The organism is Micromonospora musae (assembly GCF_003626545.1).
Lineage (GTDB): Bacteria > Actinomycetota > Actinomycetes > Mycobacteriales > Micromonosporaceae > Micromonospora > Micromonospora musae.
The window spans coordinates 84,482-100,384 of the sequence record NZ_RAZS01000016.1 but is presented as its reverse complement, the minus strand read 5'-3'; the positions used below and the strand labels follow the sequence as shown (position 1 = coordinate 100,384).

Genomic DNA, 15,903 nt, shown 5'->3' with positions numbered 1-15,903 from the left:
TGCGTCATGATCGCGTGTCAGGATGACGCAAACCTCTTGATCACCTGGGTTGAGGAGGGCGTGGCGTGACGGTTCTGGTGGCGGGGGCGAGTGGGTTCCTGGGGGCGGAGGTCTGCCGGCAGGCGGTTGCCGCGGGTGAACGGGTGGTGGGGACGTACCACTCGGGCGTCGTCGAGATCGCCGGCGTCGAGGCGCACCGGCTCGACGTCACCGACCGGGCCGCGGTCCGGGACCTGGTCGCGCGGATCCGGCCCACGGTGGTCATCGGCACGCCCTACCGCTACGGGGACTGGGCGGTGACCGCCGACGGGGCGGCGCACATCGCGTACGCCGCCGCCGAGGTGGGTGCCCGGCTCGTGCACATCTCCAGCGACGCGCTGCACGCCGGCCGCTCCGAGCCGTACGGGGACGACGAGCCACCCACCCCGATCTTCGCGTACGGGGCCGCGAAGGCGGCGGCCGAGACCGCGGTACGGGTGATCGATCCGGCCGCGGCGCTGGTCCGGACGTCGCTGATCCTGGGGGAGCGGAGCAAGCAGATCCAGCTCTGCCGGGACGCGCTCGCCGGGCGGGCCGCCCTCTTCACCGACGAACTCCGCTGCCCGATCGACGTCGACGACCTCGCCGGCGCGGTGCTGGAACTGGCCGGCAGCGACTACGCCGGCACACTCAACGTGGCCGGGGCGGACGCCGTCAGCCGCGCCGAACTCGGCCTGCTGGTGGCCCGCCGGGAGGGCCTCGACCCGACCCTGTTGAAGACCACCACCGGCGTCGAGGTCGGCGTGGTGCGCCCCACCGAGGTACGCCTCGACTTCACCCGCGCCACCGCCCTGCTGCGTACGCGGCTGCGCGGCGTACGCGAACTCCTCGCCGTCTGACCCCCGCCGGACCGCGCGGCCGGTACTCCGCGCGGCGGCCCGTACTTCGCCCGACCCGCACTCCGTGCAATCGACCGCCCGGCGTGTGCACAAATCTTCTGCACAAGACTTGTGCACACATCTTATGCACAGATATTGTGCATGCATGTCCGACGCTCCCCGCACCGATCGGCCCGCGCCGCGCGAGGTACAGCTCGACGCCCGGCAGATCCGCGTCCTCGCCCACCCGCTGCGCATGCGCCTGCTCGGCACGCTGCGCGTCGACGGGCCGGCAACGGCGACCGCCCTGGCCGACAAGCTCGACACCAACACCGGAGCGACCAGCTACCACCTGCGGCAACTCGCCGACGTCGGGCTGGTCGCCGAGGACCCCGACCTCGGCACCGGCCGGCAACGGTGGTGGCGGGCCGTGCACGACATCAGCAACTTCGAGCCCACCGACTTCGACGACGACCCGGACGCCCGGGCGGCGGTGCGGTGGATCGAGGCCAACCACGTCCGGCTGATGGCCGAGCAGGCCGAGCGGTGGATGGCGGTCGCGGAGGAGCACCCGAAGGAGTGGCGGGACGCCGTCGGCATGAGCGACATGGTGCTGACGCTCCCGCCGGCCCGGCTGCGGGCCCTCAACGACGAGCTGTGGCAGGTCATCATGCGCTACCACGACGAGTCGGTGACCGACGCGCCGGACGCTCGGCAGGTGCAGGTCTACCTGGCCGCCTTCCCCTGGACGGAGGGTGCGCGATGAGCGCGTTGTCCGTACGCCAGGTGCGGTTCCGCTTCCTGCTGCTGCACGGGCTGCGCTGGCTGCCCACCGGTCTGACCATCCCGGTGATGATCCTGCTGATGCAGGAGCGTGGGCTCTCGCTCTCCCAGATCGGCCTGGTCACCGTTGCCCAGGGGGTGGTCGTACTGGTGCTGGAGCTGCCCACCGGCGGGCTCGCCGACGCCCTCGGCCGGCGCCCCGTCCTGCTGGTGGCCTGGCTGCTGGGCCTCGTCTCGCTGCTGGTCTTCGCGGTGGCCGACTCGTTCGCGCTCTTCTTCCTGGTCTGGGCGATGCAGGGCGTCTTCCGAGCACTGGACAGCGGCCCACTCGAGTCGTGGTACGTCGACGCCACCCTCGCCGCCGACCCCGACGCCGTCTACGAGCCCGGCCTCGGCTACGCCGGCACCGTCATCGGCGTGGCGATCAGCGCCGGAGCGCTGCTCAGCGGCGGTCTGATCGCCCTCGGCCCGATGGGGCCGGTCAGCGCGCTCACCGTGCCCGTCCTGGTCGCCGCCGCGCTGCAGGCGGTCGCGATCGGGTTCCTGCTCGTGCTGCTGAAAGAGGTGGGTCCCGCCAAGGGCCGCGGCGCGCTGCGGGCGTCGATCGTCGAGGCCCCCCGGATGATCGGGCAGGCGGCCGGCCTGCTGCGCCGCTCCCGGGTGCTGCTCGCCCTGGTCGCCGTCGAACTCTTCTGGGGCTTCGGCATGGTCACGTTCGAGTCGCTGCTGCCCGTACGCCTCTCCGAGGTGGTCGGCGACGCGGACCGGGCGGCGGCGCTGCTCGGGCCGGCGAACTCGGCGGCCTGGCTGGCCTCGGCGGCCGGCGCGGCGCTGACCCCGCTCCTGCTGCGCTGGCCGGGCGCGGCGCCCGGTGCCGCGCTGCTGCGGATCGCCCAGGGGGTGACGGTCGTCGGCATGGGGTTCCTCGCCGGCCCCGTCGGGGTGCTCGTCGCGTACCTGGCCTGCTACACCGTGCACGGCGCGTCGAACCCGCTGCACGTGGGCCTGCTGCACCGGCAGGTCGACGGCCCCTACCGGACCAGTGTCATCTCGCTGAACTCGATGATGGGCCAGCCCGGCTTCGCGGTCGGCGCCGTGCTGCTCACCGCGCTCGCCGACCGGTCGAGCGTCACGACCGCGATGCTGGTCGGCGCGGTGGTGCTCGCCGTGGCCGCGCCGCTCTACCTACCCGCCTGGCGCTCCGGCCGGCGGCCCGTCGAGGAGACGGGCCCGCCGGCCCCGGCCGACCCCACGCCGCCGTCGTCCGACCCCACGCCGCCGGTGCCTGGTCCTACGCCGCCGTCGTCCGGCGGTCCGGTCGACGTCCGATCGTCGGCGAGCGACGGGGCCCCGGTGGTCGGGTCGGCGGGTTGAAGTCCGGCAGGCCGGGGTGATCGACTCGGGTTCATTGAAGTCGCGGTGTCCCTCGACGGGGATGCCCCGACATCAGGGAACTCGAGTCGATCACCTTGCCGCCGCGCCGCCGCGCCGGGCCGCGCCGCGCCGCGCCGCCGCGCCGCGCCGGGCCGCGCCGCGCCGTTCCGGGCCGGGCCGCCGGGCCGTGCCGGGCCGTGCCGGGCCGTGCCGGGCCGTGCCGGGCCGTGCCGGGCCGTGCCGGGCCGTCCGGCGGGCTCAGGCGAGACGCAGGGAGGTGCGGGTCGCCGTGTTGGTGAAGCCGAGGCGGCGGTAGAGCCGGATCGCGCCGACGTTGACCAGGTAGACGCCGAGCGCGGCCTGGTCGTACCGGGCGATCAGCGCCCGGGTCATCGCGGCGGTGAGCGCCGCGCCGAGGCCACGGCCGCGCTGCTGCGGGGCGACGGTCAACCCGGCGAGGAAGCCGATGTCACCCCGGCTGCGGTCCGCCCCGCAGGCGACGAGGCGGTCGCCGTCGCGGATGCCGTACCAGCCGACAACCCCCGGCGCGCCGGGCCGGGAGGTGGTGCTCGGGAACGCCTCGTCGATCAGGGCGGTGAGCGCCGGGTAGTCCGACTCGGTGAGGCGGACGACCTCCTCCTCGCCGGGCTGGGGCGGGGGCGCCTGCGTGGTCCAGAGGAAGTGCCACTCGTCGCGTTGCGCCACCGGCAGCCGGTCGGTGAGGCCCGCCGGGTCGATCCGGGGCAGGTTCAGCCACTGGCCCGTCCCGAGTACGCCCTCGGCGATCAGGTCGGCGCAGACGTCCAGGGCCGGCCCGGCCGCGCCCAGGGCCGCCACCGCCGGCCCGTGCCCCGCCGGCAGCACCCACACCACGGCGCCGTCGCGCTGCCAGCCCCGCGGCTCGCTGTCGCGCCCGAGCGAGTGCCGGGCGTACGGGTGGTGGCCGGTGGCGGCCAGGACGGCGGCCCGACCGTCGAGGATCTGGTCGGCGATGATCATGCACTCAGCCTAGGAGGCGACGGGGGAGGCGCTGCCGTCGGTGCCCGAACCGGGTCGGGTTGTCCACGGTGGAGATTGACGAGCGGTCCGATCGGGTACATCCGGCGACAACCTACTGGGAACCCCCACCGGAGGACGTCATGCTCGCCATTCTCGCGGCGATCGTATTCGGCTTCGCCCTGCTGCTCGACCTGATGGACACCAACTTCGGAGCGCCGGACCTGTTCAACTGGAACACCCTGGTGCTCGTCGGGCTGCTGCTGCTCTCGCTCTACCTGGCCGGTGTCGGCCGCGGCCCCGGTGGCGGCGGCGGACGCTGGTACCGGGGCCGTCGACCGGGCCGTGGTTAGGAGACTGTCGAGAAACCCCGCGGCGGCTGCGGCGAGTCCAGGGTTTCACGACAGTCTCTGACCGGAACCGATCAGTACGGGTCGGGTCCGTGGCGCGATTCCGGCGTCACCGGCCCGGCCCGGTACTGTTCTCGTGATGCAGTCCGACGCCCTGTTCTCCCTCGGCGAGCCCGCCGGAGCGCCCAGCGCCCCCGCGGGTTCCGGTGGTGCCGACGGATTCACCGACGTGGGGCCGGATTCGCCCCTACCCGTCCGGATGCGCCCGGCGAGCCTCGATGAGTTGGTGGGGCAGGAGCACCTGCTCGCGCCCGGTGCGCCGCTGCGGCAGCTGGTCTCCGGTGGTGCTCCCATGTCGGTCATCCTCTGGGGACCGCCGGGCAGCGGCAAGACCACCATCGCGCACCTGGTCGCCCGGGCCACCGACCGCCGGTTCGTCGCCATGTCGGCGCTCTCGGCCGGGGTCAAGGACGTCCGGGCGGTGATCGACTCGGCTCGCCGGCAGCGCCGCAGCGGCGGCCCGCAGACCGTGCTCTTCATCGACGAGGTGCACCGGTTCAGCAAGACCCAGCAGGACTCACTGCTCGCCGCCGTCGAGGACCGCACCGTCACGCTGCTCGCGGCCACCACCGAGAACCCGTACTTCTCGGTCATCTCGCCGCTGCTGTCGCGGTGCGTGCTGCTCACCCTGCAACCGCTGGACGACGACGCGGTCCGCGGGCTGCTGCGCCGGGCGGTCACCGACGAACGGGGCCTCGCCGGTGCGCTGGTCCTGGAGCCGGCCGCCGAGGACCACCTCGTCCGGCTCGCCGCCGGCGACGTACGCAAGGCGCTGACCGCCCTGGAGGCCGCGGCGGCCTCGGCCGGAGCCCTGGGCACCGGACGGATCGACCTCGGCACCGCCGAACAGGCGGTCGACGTGGCGGCCGTCCGCTACGACCGGGACGGCGACGCGCACTACGACGTGATCAGCGCGTTCATCAAGAGCATGCGCGGTTCGGACGTCGACGCCGCGCTGCACTGGCTCGCGCGGATGCTGGTGGCCGGTGAGGACGCCCGGTTCATCGCCCGCCGCCTGGTGATCTTCGCGAGCGAGGACGTCGGCATGGCCGACCCCAGCGCGTTGAGCGTGGCGACCGCCGCCGCGCACGCCGTGGAGTACGTGGGTCTGCCGGAGGTGCAGCTCAACCTCGCCCAGGCCGTGATCCACATGGCCACGGCGCCGAAGTCGAACTCGGCGACCAGCGCGATCGGTGCGGCGATGGCCGACGTACGGGCCGGGCGGGGTGGCCCGGTGCCCCGCGGCCTGCGCGACGCCCACTACGCCGGCGCCCGCGGTCTCGGCCACGGCACCGGCTACCGCTACCCGCACGACGATCAGCGGGGCGTGCTCACCCAGCAGTACGTGCCGGACGACCTCGTCGGCACCGACTACTACCGGCCGACCCAGCACGGCGCGGAGCGGGCGGTGGCCGGGCGGCTGCCGCTGCTGCGCCGTATCGTGCGCGGCCTGCCCACCCCGGTCACCCGCCCCGAGGCGACGGATGCGCCCACGATGCGCTCCGATGCCCCTGCCGCGTCGGCGCCGGACCCGGCGGACGGCCGGGGGAGCGGGCCGGAGCAAGCTTCGGACGATCCGGCGGTGGCTTCGCCGGCGGCGACCCAGGCGGTCCGACCCGCGCCGACCGCTACGGCGGCCAACGGCGGCCGGACGATGGGGGCGCGCGACGCCGACGCGGAGAAAGATGGCGGCAGGCCAGCCGTCGGAGAGGGTCAGCAGTGAGATCGCGTGGTGCGGAGCGACCGGAGGACGGCCCCGACGAGCGGCGCGATCCCCGCGCCAAGGGCCGCCGCTGGGGACGGAACCGGGCCGAGGCCGAACCGGAGGAGCCGGTCAGCGGCGAGGAGTTCGGCTGGATCGACGACCTGCGGTCGGCCAAGCAGCAGCGGGCCGAGCTGGGGCCCGACGCGCCGGACGGATCCGCGCCGGCCGCACCCCGGGGTGCTGGTCGAGCGCCGGCCGGCCGGCCCGGACCGGAGGGCCCACCGCCCGCCGGAGCGCCGGTGCCGCCGGCCGCGCCGCCCGTGCGTCGTGGCGGCCCGGAGACCCCCGGCCCGCGGCCGCGCCCGGTGGACGGGCCGTGGCCCGGCGCGCCGGAGCCACAGCCGGCTGCCCGTCGGCCGGAGCAGCGACCCTCCGCGCCCCCGTCCGACGTGCCCGGTCCCGCACCGGCCGCGCCGCAGCAGGCCCGCCCCGGCGCAGCCGCGCCGCAACCACCCATTGCCGGGCCGGGCGCCCCCGGCCAGCCCGGCCGTGGCGCCGTACCGGTAGCGGGCACCGGCCCGCACCCGAACGTCGGTGGGCCGACGGGTCCGCAGGCTCGTCCGAGCGCGGGTGGGTCGACTGGCCCGCAGGCTCGTCCGAACGTCGGTGGGCCGACGGGTCCGCAGGCTCGTCCGAACGTGGGTGGGCCGACGGGTCCGCAAGCTCGTCCGAACGTGGGTGGGCCGACCGGTCCGCAGCCCCGCACGGCGGGTCCCCGGCCGGGCTCGGGTGAGCCGATCGGCCCGCCGCCGGGCCCGGTCCCAGGCAGCCCGCCGGCCCCGTTCGGCCCGGCACGGCCCGGCGGCGACCCGGCCGGGCCCACCGGCCCGTCCGCCGGCCGCGCTGCCGCCGCGGTGCCGCCCCCCGGCGGCCCCGCCGCACCCCCCGCACACCCCGTCCCCGGCGCGCCGGGGGCACCCGGGCACCCGACCTCCGGTGCGCCGTTCGGGCAGCGACCCGAGACGACACCGCCCCGACGGCGCGCCGGTGCGGAACACACCCGGACCGGCGAAGGCGCGCCCGTGGGACGGCGCGCGGCCGCCGACCCGACCGACCCGGCCCGGGCCGCCGCGCCCCCCGGCCCCGCCGACCGCTCGACGGCGACGAATCCGTCGCTCAGCGCGGAGCCGGCGTCCGGCCCGGCCGCGGCGCCCGAGCGGCGGGCCAACCCGCGCCGCCGGGGGGCCGCATCGACGTCGGGGCCGTCAGGCGCCGTGCCGGTAGTCGGTGAGGCGTCCGCCCCGGGCGGCCGCCGCCGGGCGCCCGAGCCCGACGAGCCGACGAGCGACAACCGAACGGTCCCGGGAGAACCCCGCGCAGCCGAGCCGGCCTCCGGTCGCGGCGGGCGCCGCCGGCGGGCGGCTCCGGAGGAGACGGAGACCGGCGCACACCACGTTCCGGTGCCGGAGGAGTCCGACGTCGCGGTCGGCCGCCGCCCGGCCGACGAGGCCGGCCGCGCTCCGGGTCGCCGCAGGGCCGCGGAGGAGAAGGATCCGGCCAGCGGCCGTCGTCCGGAGCCGGACGCCGAGGCCACCCGCGGCGAGCGCCCCGAGCGTCCCGCCGACTGGCTCCGGCAGGCCGGCCGGACACCGCACACCGACCAGCATCCGGTGATCGAAGCCGGCGCGGCGACGCCGCCCGCGCCGCCGGCCTCGGACCGGTCCACCGGCAGGCGACCGGCTCCCGGTCTCGTCCCGCCCGGTCAGGATCGCGCGCCTGGTCGCGCGAGCGGGCGTCGTGGCGCTCGCGCCGCGGTACCGCCGGCCGACGAGCCGACCGGTGAACGGCCGAGCGCGGCGCGCGGTGCCAAGCCCGCCGACGGCCCCGCCGGTGCCCGGCACGGCGCGTCGGAGGAGCCGACGCGGGACGAGCCGCTCGGCCGCTCCGCCGTGCCGCCCCGTCCGGGCGACGACCCGCGTGGCGCTGCCCGACCCGGCCGACCGGCCGCCGGTCGCTCGGCGACCGGGGAACCCACCTCCGGCGCCCCCGCCGGCCCCTCGACGCCGGGCCGTGCCCCGGCCCGCCCCGCGCCCGGCCCGGACGGTCCGCCCCGTGGGGCCGCCCGCTCCGGCCCCGCTGTGGAGCCGGGACCGGATGGTCCGCCCCGTGGGGCAGCTCGCCCCGGTCCGGGTCCCGGTTCCGAGCCCGGCCGGCAGGCTCCGCCCCGTGGCGCGGCTCGCCCCGGCCCCGAACCCGGTCCGCGGCCGGGTCCCGACGCACCGGCCCGTGGGGCGGCTCGTCCCGCACCGACGCCCGAGCCGGCTCCGCGCCCAGGGCCGGACGGCCCGCCCCGCGGTCCGGGGCCGGACGGCCCGGCCCGACCCGTTCCCGGCGCGGCCCGACCCGTTCCCGGCCCGGAGGTCGTACCCGGCCAGGAAGTCCCGCCCGCCCCGGCACGGGGCGGGGCCCGCACCGGAGCCGACGGTCCGGCCCGTGGCGCGGCCCGCCCCGACGGTCCGCCCCGGCCCGATGTGGCCGGACGGTCCGGTCCGGACGGTCCGGCCCGGCCGGCCGGCGGTGTGGACGAGCACGGCCGTCCCATGGTCCGACGCTCCGCCGCCGTGGGGCGGCCGGAGTCGGACGATCGGGCCGCCGGCCGCGCCCTGCCGCCGCAGCGGGACCCGGGTCGGCCCGAACCGTCGGGTGTGTCGCCGGTCTCCGCTCACCCGGCGGAGTCGCCGGTGACCGCCCGGGCTGCGGCCGTCGTGCCGCCGCCCGGCCCGGAGCCGGAGGTCGCGCACCCCCAGCCGGTGGACGTGCCGGCGCTGCGCGACGCCGCCGACTCCGACGTGGCCGGTGCGTCCTCCGGCGGGCTGAGCGGCGCCCGCTCGGAGCTGCGCCGACAGATGCGCGAACGCCGGCGGCTGCGGATGGCCGCGCTGGCGCTGATCAGCCTGGTGCTGCTCGGAGCGGTGCCGCTCTTCTTCGGGTTCCGCACGATCAGCCGCGACCCGGTCTTCGACACCCTCGACGCGCTGGACGTGCCGGGTTGGGCGACGGCGAAGACGGACGACGACGTCAGCGGCAGCCGTTGGTGCCTCATCGAGTGCCGGTTGCGGGAACGCACCGTCACGTCCGAGCGGTCTCCCGAGGAGACGGTGCAGGTGTACGAGCAGGCGCTGCGGCAGGACGGCTGGCGCCCGTGGAAGGTGGCCATGTGCCCGGCCCAGCAGCAGGAGAAGGGCAGTTACACCTGCTGGCGCAGGGACGAGCTCACCCTCGACCTCTGGGTGCGCGCGCCGGCCTGCGTACCGCCACCGGTCGACGGGGAGCCGGCGATCGTGCCCTCTCCCGACCCGTCGACCGATGCGCAGACGTGTACCGGATCGTTGGTGTCGGTGAAGGTCCGTAACGCGATCGACGACGAGCGGACCCGGCCGCTGCCCAGCACCGACCCGTCCCTGACCGGGGATGAGCCGCTACCGACGCTGAGCGGGGATCCGCTCGGCGAGCTGACTCCCTCACCGTCGTGAGCCGAATTCCATCACGGACGGTAGGGTCTGGGGCTGGCAGGCCCGCCCGCGCCCGCTGACCGGCAACGGTCGTGGAGCGGCGGTGCGGGCGTAACGGTCGCGCGTTTCCGGGGACGTCCGGTTCGGTGTAGTTCTGCTCGAGGAGGACAGGCGTGGGCATTTTGGAGATCGCGGCGCTGATCGCGGCGATCGCGTTCGCGATGCTGGTGTTGATCCTGACCCTGCCCATCCTGCGGCTGCGGCACACCGTGGACGCCACCACCCGGATGATCAACGACCTGAGCGACCGGACCGGTCCGCTGCTCGGTGACGTGAACACCACGGTGAGGAACGTCAACGCCACTCTGGAGCAGGTGCAGACCTCCCTCGACGGGGTCAACCTCCAGCTGGCCAAGGTCGACACGATGACCGGGCACGCCCAGAACGTCACCGCCAACGTCGCCAACCTTGTCGCCGTGGTCTCCGCGGCCGCGGCGAACCCGCTGGTGAAGGTCGCCGCCTTCGGCTACGGCGTACGCAAGGCGGCTGCTGCGCGCCGGCACGCGGAGACCGAGCGTGAGGTGCGCGACACCATCAAGCAGCAGCGGCGGCGGACCGCCCGCAAGGTCGAGCACTGACCGTCGGCGCGAGCGGAGGGCGCGGAGGAACATGAGACGTTTGTTCTGGCTGGGCATCGGGCTGGCCGTCGGCGTGGTGGTGGTCCGCAAGGTGACCCGCACCGCACAGTCGTACACCCCGGCCGGCATCGCGAGCACGCTGTCACAATCTGCTGGCGACCTGACCGGGTCGTTGCGTAGCTTCGTGGCGGACGTCCGGGTCGGGATGGCCGAGCGCGAGCAGGAGATTCACGAGGCGTTCGCGCACGGCGAGGCGTTCGACGACAACTTCGCCGAACTGCGGGAGGACCCGCGGATCGGCGATCGAGAGATCTTTCCGGAGGAACACCAGCGATGAAGACGGCGGAGATCAAGCGGCGGTACCTCGCGCACTTCGAGGCGAACGGTCACGCCGTGGTGCCGTCCGCTCCGCTGCCCGCCATCAGCGATCCGAACTTGTTGTTCGTCAACGCCGGCATGGTGCAGTTCGTTCCGTATTTCCTGGGGCAGCAGGCTGCGCCGTATCGGCGGGCGGTGAGTGTGCAGAAGTGCATTCGTACGCCGGACATCGACGAGGTCGGTAAGACCAGTCGGCATGGCACGTTCTTCCAGATGAACGGCAACTTCTCCTTCGGTGACTACTTCAAGGCCGGGGCGATTCCGCTGGCCTGGGATCTGGTGACCACGTCGCAGGAGCAGGGCGGTTTCGGTCTGGATCCGGAGCGGATCTGGCCGACGATCTACCTGGACGATGACGAGGCGTTCGAGATCTGGCGTTCGGTGGGGGTGCCGGCGGAGCGGATCGTGCGTCGTGGCAAGGCGGACAATTTCTGGTCGATGGGTATCCCCGGCCCGTGCGGTCCGTCGTCGGAGTTGTTCTACGACCGTGGTCCGCAGTACGGCCGGGAGGGCGGCCCGGCGGTCGACGAGGACCGCTACATGGAGTTCTGGAACCTGGTCTTCATGCAGTTCGAGCGGGGTCCGGGCGTCGGCAAGGAGGACTACCCGATCCTGGGTGAGCTGCCGGCGAAGAACATCGACACCGGCATGGGCCTGGAGCGGATGGCCTCGATCCTGCAGGGTGTCGACAACCTGTACGAGATCGACGAGGTGCGGCCGATCCTGGACCGCGCGGCGGAGCTGACCGGCAAGCGTTACGGCGCGGGCTCCAGCCACGTGGCCAGTGAGTCGCATCCGGACGACGTGCGGTTGCGGGTGATCGCGGATCACGTGCGTACCGCGTTGATGCTGATCGGCGACGGTGTCACCCCGTCGAATGAGGGGCGGGGCTATGTGCTGCGCCGGATCATGCGGCGGGCGATCCGGGCGGTGCGGCTGCTCGGCTGGCAGGAGCGGGCGTTGCCGGAGTTGCTGCCGGTGGCGCGGGACTGCATGGCGCCGTCGTATCCGGAGTTGGCGACCGATTTCGAGCGGATCGCCGACTATGCGTACGCGGAGGAGGACGCGTTCCTGTCCACGCTGCGGGCGGGTACCACGATCCTGGACACGGCGATCGCTGAGACTCGTAGCGCGGGGCGGGCGGCGCTCACCGGTGAGAAGGCGTTCCAGCTGCATGACACGTACGGTTTCCCGATCGATCTGACGTTGGAGATCGCGGCGGAGCAGGGTCTGCAGGTCGACGCGGAGGGCTTCCGCCGGTTGATGGCCGACCAGCGGGCCCGGGCGAAGGCCGACGCGCAGGCCCGCAAGACCGGGCACACCGACCTGTCGGCGTACCGGTCGGTGCTCGACGCGGAGGGGCCGGTGGAGTTCACCGGTTACAGCGAGGTGTCCCGTGAGTCCCGGGTGCGGGCGCTGCTCGGCGGGACCGGCCCGCTCGGCGCGGCGGTCGAGGGTGAGCTGGTCGAGCTGGTGCTCGACACCACCCCGTTCTACGCGGAGGGCGGCGGCCAGCAGCCGGACCACGGCCTGATCACCGTCGGCGGCGGTCAGCTCGAGGTGCTCGACGTTCAGCAGCCGGTGCCCGGCCTGATCGTGCACCGGGCGCGGGTCATCCGCGGCGAGGTGCGTCCGGGCGAGAGCGCCTACGCCGAGATCGACACGAGCCGGCGGCGGGCCATCTCCCGCTCGCACACCGCGACCCACCTCGTGCACCAGACGATGCGTAACTTCCTCGGCGAGTCGGCGACCCAGGCCGGGTCGCTGAACGCCCCGGGCCGGCTGCGGTTCGACTTCAACACCCCCACCGGGGTGTCGCCGAGCGTGCTGCGGGATGTGGAGCAGCAGGTCAACGAGGTGCTGCTGGCCGACATGGAGGTGCACGCCTTCATCACCTCGCTGGACGAGGCGCGCCGGATCGGGGCGATGGCCCTCTTCGGCGAGAAGTACGGCGAGCAGGTGCGGGTCGTCGAGGTGGGCGACTACGCCCGGGAGCTGTGCGGCGGCACGCACGTGGCCCGCTCCGCGCAGCTCGGCCTCGTGAAGATCCTCTCCGAGTCGTCGATCGGTTCGGGCGTACGCCGGGTCGAGGCTCTGGTCGGGATGGACGCGTTCAACTTCCTGGCCCGGGAGCACCTGCTGGTCTCCCGCCTCGCCGAGCTCTACCGGGTGCCGTCGGAGCAGGTCGCCGACCGGGTGGAGCAGACCGTCACGCAGCTGCGGGACGCGGAGAAGGAGCTGGAGAAGCTCCGCGCCCAACTGGTGCTGGGGGGCGCGAGCGCGCTGGCCGCGCAGGCGAAGGACGTGCACGGGGTCGCCTACGTGGGCACCGAGGCGCCGGAGGGCGCGGGCGGCAACGACGTGCGGACCCTGGCCCAGGAGATCCGCGGCAAGATCGATCCGGCTCGTCCGGCGGTGGTCGCGGTGGCGGCCCGCAGCAACGGCAAGGCGTCGCTGGTGGTCGCGGTGAACCAGGCGGCCCGCTCGCGGGGTCTGGCCGCGTCCGATCTGGTGAAGGCGGCGTTCTCGGGCCGCGGCGGCGGAAGCCCCGACCTGGCCCAGGGCGGTGGCCTGCCGGCGGCCGAGGCGCCGAACCTGTTGCTCACTGTCGAGAAGGCGATCGCCGAGGCGTGATCGGCGACCGTCGGGAACCGGGGTGGACCAGCGGGTCCATCCCGGTTCGTCGTGATCGGGGTGGTGATCGTCCGTGACCGAGTTGTCGCGGGGAGTCCGGCTCGGGGTGGACGTCGGGCAGGTACGCATCGGGGTGGCTCGTTCCGACCCGCACGGGGTGCTGGCGACCCCGCTGCTCACCGTCGCCCGCGATCGGACGGCCGCGCCGGACGCGACCCCCACCGACCTGGTGGAGCTCGCCGCGCTGGTCGCCGAGCACGAGGCGGTGGAGGTGGTGGTCGGGCTTCCGGTCGATCTCGCCGGCCGGCACGGACCGGCCGCGGTGCAGGTGAAGGCGTACGCTGACCGGCTGGCCGATGTAATAGCGCCGGTGCCGGTAACGCTCACCGACGAGAGGATGTCAACGGTCGTGGCTTCTCGTAGGCTGGCCGAGCGTGGCGTCCGAGGCAAGCGCCAACGCGCGGTGGTCGACCAGGCCGCCGCGGTGGAGATTCTGCAGAGCTGGCTGGATGCGCAGCGGAGGCGGACGTAATGATCGACGATCTCGATCTGGGCTTTGACGAGGCGGAGCGGGGGGAGAAGGGCCGACACCGGCGCAGCTTCGTCCGTAAACGCAACGGCAAGGGTGGTGGCCGGGGCAAGACAGTCCTGGCGTTGCTGCTGGCCATGGTCCTGCTGGGCGGGATCGGCGGCGGGGCGTTCTACGGTTTCGACCGGATCCAGAACTACTTCGTCACCCCCGACTACGACGGTGGCGGCAGCGGTGAGGTCCAGGTCGAGATCAAGCAGGGCGCCCTGCTCGCCGACATGGCCGACGCGCTCTTCACCGCCGGGGTGGTGAAGAGCCCGAAGGCGTTCATCGAGGCGGCGGCCGACAACTCGCGCAGCAAGAACATCCAGCCCGGCTTCTACAAGCTGCGCAAGGAGATGAGCGGGGCGCACGCGGTCACCGCGATGCTCGACCTCAAGAACAAGATCGTCAACGGGATCACGATCCCGGAGGGCCGTACCGCAAAGAACATCTACAAGCTGCTCTCCGAGAAGACCAAGATCCCGGTGAAGGAGTTCGAGACCGCGGCGAAGGACCCGATCGGGCTCGGTGTGCCGGACTGGTGGTTCACGCGCAGCGACAAGAAGAAGATCACGCCGACGGTCGAGGGCTTCCTCTACCCGGACACGTACGAGATCCCGCCGAAGGCCACCGCGGAGGGCATCCTCTCGCTGATGGTGCAGAACTTCCTGACCGTCACCGGGCAGATGGAGTTCGCCGACCGGGTGCAGAGCGACCGGAAGATCGCCCCGTACGAGGCGTTGATCGTCGCGTCGCTGGCGCAGGCGGAGGCGGGCAACAAGGACGACCTGGGCAAGGTCGCCAGGGTCGCCTACAACCGGGTCTACGGCGACTTCCCGTGCAACTGCCTGGAGATGGACGTCACGGTCAACTACTACCTGGAGTCGATCGGCAAGCCGACCAAGCGGTCGGGCGACATGACCGCCGCCGAGCTCGACGACCCGAAGAACCCGTACAACCGGAAGCTGCGCGGCCTGCCGCCGAGCCCGATCAACAACCCGGGCAAGGAGGCCATGGCGGGGGCGATGAGCCCACCGCCGGGCAAGTGGTTCTATTTCGTGGCGATCGACAAGGCGGGGCACTCCGAGTTCGCGGAGACCTTCGAGCAGCACGAGCGCAACATGGAGAAGGCCCGGGAGGCCGGGATCATCTGATGACGGTGCGACGGCGGGCGGCGGTGCTCGGCAAACCGATCACGCACTCCCTCTCCCCGGTGATCCACAACGCCGGCTACGCGGCGGCCGGGCTGGCCGGGTGGTCGTACACCCGGATCGAGTGCGCGGAATCCGAACTGCCGGGCCTCGTCGCCGGCCTCGGCCCCGAGTGGGCCGGGTTGTCGGTGACCATGCCCGGCAAGGAGGCGGCGCTCGCGGTGGCCGACACCGCCTCGCCGGTCGCGGTCGCGGTCGGCGCGGCGAACACGCTGGTACGCCGCCCGGACGGCGCCTGGTACGCCGACAACACCGACGTGACCGGCATGGTCGAGGTGCTCGCCGGGGCGGGCGTACGACGCGGCGCGACGGTGACCGTGCTCGGCGCCGGCGGGACCGCGCGGGCGGCGCTCGCCGCGGCGGCCCGCCTCGACGCCCGCGAGGTGACAGTGGTGGCCCGCCGAGCGGCCGCCGTCGACGAGCTGCGTCCGGTGGCCGACGCCCTCGGCATCCCGATGGTCGGTGCGGCCTGGGTGGACGCCGCCGCGCGGCTGGACGCCGACGTGGTGCTCTCGACGGTGCCGAAGGGCGTCGCCGACCCGCTCGCCGCGACGGTCGCCTGGCGGCCACGGACCGTGTTCTTCGACGCGCTCTACGATCCGTGGCCGACCCCGCTGGCTGCCGCCGCCGCGGCGTCCGGCTGCCGTGTCGTCTCCGGGCTGGAGCTGTTGCTGGCCCAGGCGATCGGCCAGTTCGAGCAGTTCACCGGCGTGTCGGCGCCGCGCGAGGCGATGGCCGCCGCGCTCGCCGACGCCCGGCGGCAGTGAGGGCTGTCGACGGCCGGCGAGGCGCTGTTGCCTCCCTTATCCGACGGTTAAGAAGCTCTTAGGTCCC

The 15,903-nt window shown here is 74.1% G+C and carries 13 protein-coding genes; 12 read left to right on the top strand and 1 reads right to left on the bottom strand.

The annotated features are described in order from the left end of the window. Positions 1-65: 65 nt before the first annotated feature. From D7147_RS30585 to D7147_RS30575, 3 genes are all read left to right on the top strand, one after another. A complete protein-coding gene (locus tag D7147_RS30585) occupies positions 66-878 on the top strand; it encodes a sugar nucleotide-binding protein (RefSeq protein WP_120683938.1) in 813 nt (270 codons plus the stop codon). A gap of 145 nt (positions 879-1,023) precedes the next feature. Further along, on the top strand, positions 1,024-1,623 hold the full coding sequence (locus tag D7147_RS30580) for a helix-turn-helix domain-containing protein (protein WP_120683936.1): 600 nt from the start codon (positions 1,024-1,026) through the stop codon (positions 1,621-1,623). Then, positions 1,620-3,014 (top strand): MFS transporter, encoded by a 1,395-nt coding sequence (locus D7147_RS30575; RefSeq protein WP_120683934.1) that lies wholly within the window; start codon positions 1,620-1,622, stop codon positions 3,012-3,014. Before D7147_RS30580 ends, D7147_RS30575 begins: the two co-directional genes overlap by 4 nt. 258 nt (positions 3,015-3,272) lie before the next feature. Here D7147_RS30575 and D7147_RS30570 read toward each other — a convergent pair whose 3' ends face one another. Continuing rightward, the gene (locus tag D7147_RS30570; protein ID WP_120683932.1) at positions 3,273-4,013 is read right to left on the bottom strand and encodes a GNAT family N-acetyltransferase; all 741 of its coding nucleotides are present in this window, start codon (positions 4,011-4,013) and stop codon (positions 3,273-3,275) included. 140 nt (positions 4,014-4,153) lie between these two features. Between D7147_RS30570 and D7147_RS30565 the strand changes: the two genes are divergently transcribed. From D7147_RS30565 to D7147_RS30515, 9 genes are all read left to right on the top strand, one after another. Further along, positions 4,154-4,363 (top strand): hypothetical protein, encoded by a 210-nt coding sequence (locus tag D7147_RS30565; RefSeq protein WP_120683930.1) that lies wholly within the window; start codon positions 4,154-4,156, stop codon positions 4,361-4,363. A 136-nt stretch (positions 4,364-4,499) separates the two neighbouring features. Further along, on the top strand, positions 4,500-6,143 hold the full coding sequence (locus D7147_RS30560; protein WP_120683928.1) for a replication-associated recombination protein A: 1,644 nt from the start codon (positions 4,500-4,502) through the stop codon (positions 6,141-6,143). A 2,888-nt stretch (positions 6,144-9,031) separates the two neighbouring features. After that, a complete protein-coding gene (locus D7147_RS30545) occupies positions 9,032-9,658 on the top strand; it encodes a hypothetical protein (RefSeq protein ID WP_120684012.1) in 627 nt (208 codons plus the stop codon). 152 nt (positions 9,659-9,810) lie between these two features. Then, positions 9,811-10,275: a DUF948 domain-containing protein gene (locus tag D7147_RS30540; RefSeq protein WP_120683921.1), complete on the top strand. Its 465-nt coding sequence runs from the start codon at positions 9,811-9,813 to the stop codon at positions 10,273-10,275. A gap of 31 nt (positions 10,276-10,306) precedes the next feature. Beyond that, a complete protein-coding gene (locus D7147_RS30535) occupies positions 10,307-10,612 on the top strand; it encodes a hypothetical protein (protein WP_120683919.1) in 306 nt (101 codons plus the stop codon). Further along, on the top strand, positions 10,609-13,287 hold the full coding sequence (gene alaS / locus D7147_RS30530; RefSeq protein WP_120683917.1) for an alanine--tRNA ligase: 2,679 nt from the start codon (positions 10,609-10,611) through the stop codon (positions 13,285-13,287). Before D7147_RS30535 ends, alaS begins: the two co-directional genes overlap by 4 nt. 73 nt (positions 13,288-13,360) lie before the next feature. Further along, entirely contained in the window at positions 13,361-13,819 is a 459-nt protein-coding gene (ruvX, locus tag D7147_RS30525) for a Holliday junction resolvase RuvX (RefSeq protein ID WP_120683915.1), read from the top strand. Further along, positions 13,819-15,012, top strand: a complete 1,194-nt coding sequence (gene mltG, locus D7147_RS30520; RefSeq protein WP_120683913.1) for an endolytic transglycosylase MltG — start codon at positions 13,819-13,821, stop codon at positions 15,010-15,012. The genes ruvX and mltG overlap by 1 nt, the downstream gene beginning before the upstream one ends. Then, on the top strand, positions 15,012-15,836 hold the full coding sequence (locus D7147_RS30515) for a shikimate dehydrogenase (RefSeq protein ID WP_120683911.1): 825 nt from the start codon (positions 15,012-15,014) through the stop codon (positions 15,834-15,836). Before mltG ends, D7147_RS30515 begins: the two co-directional genes overlap by 1 nt. The last annotated feature ends 67 nt before the right edge of the window (positions 15,837-15,903 follow it).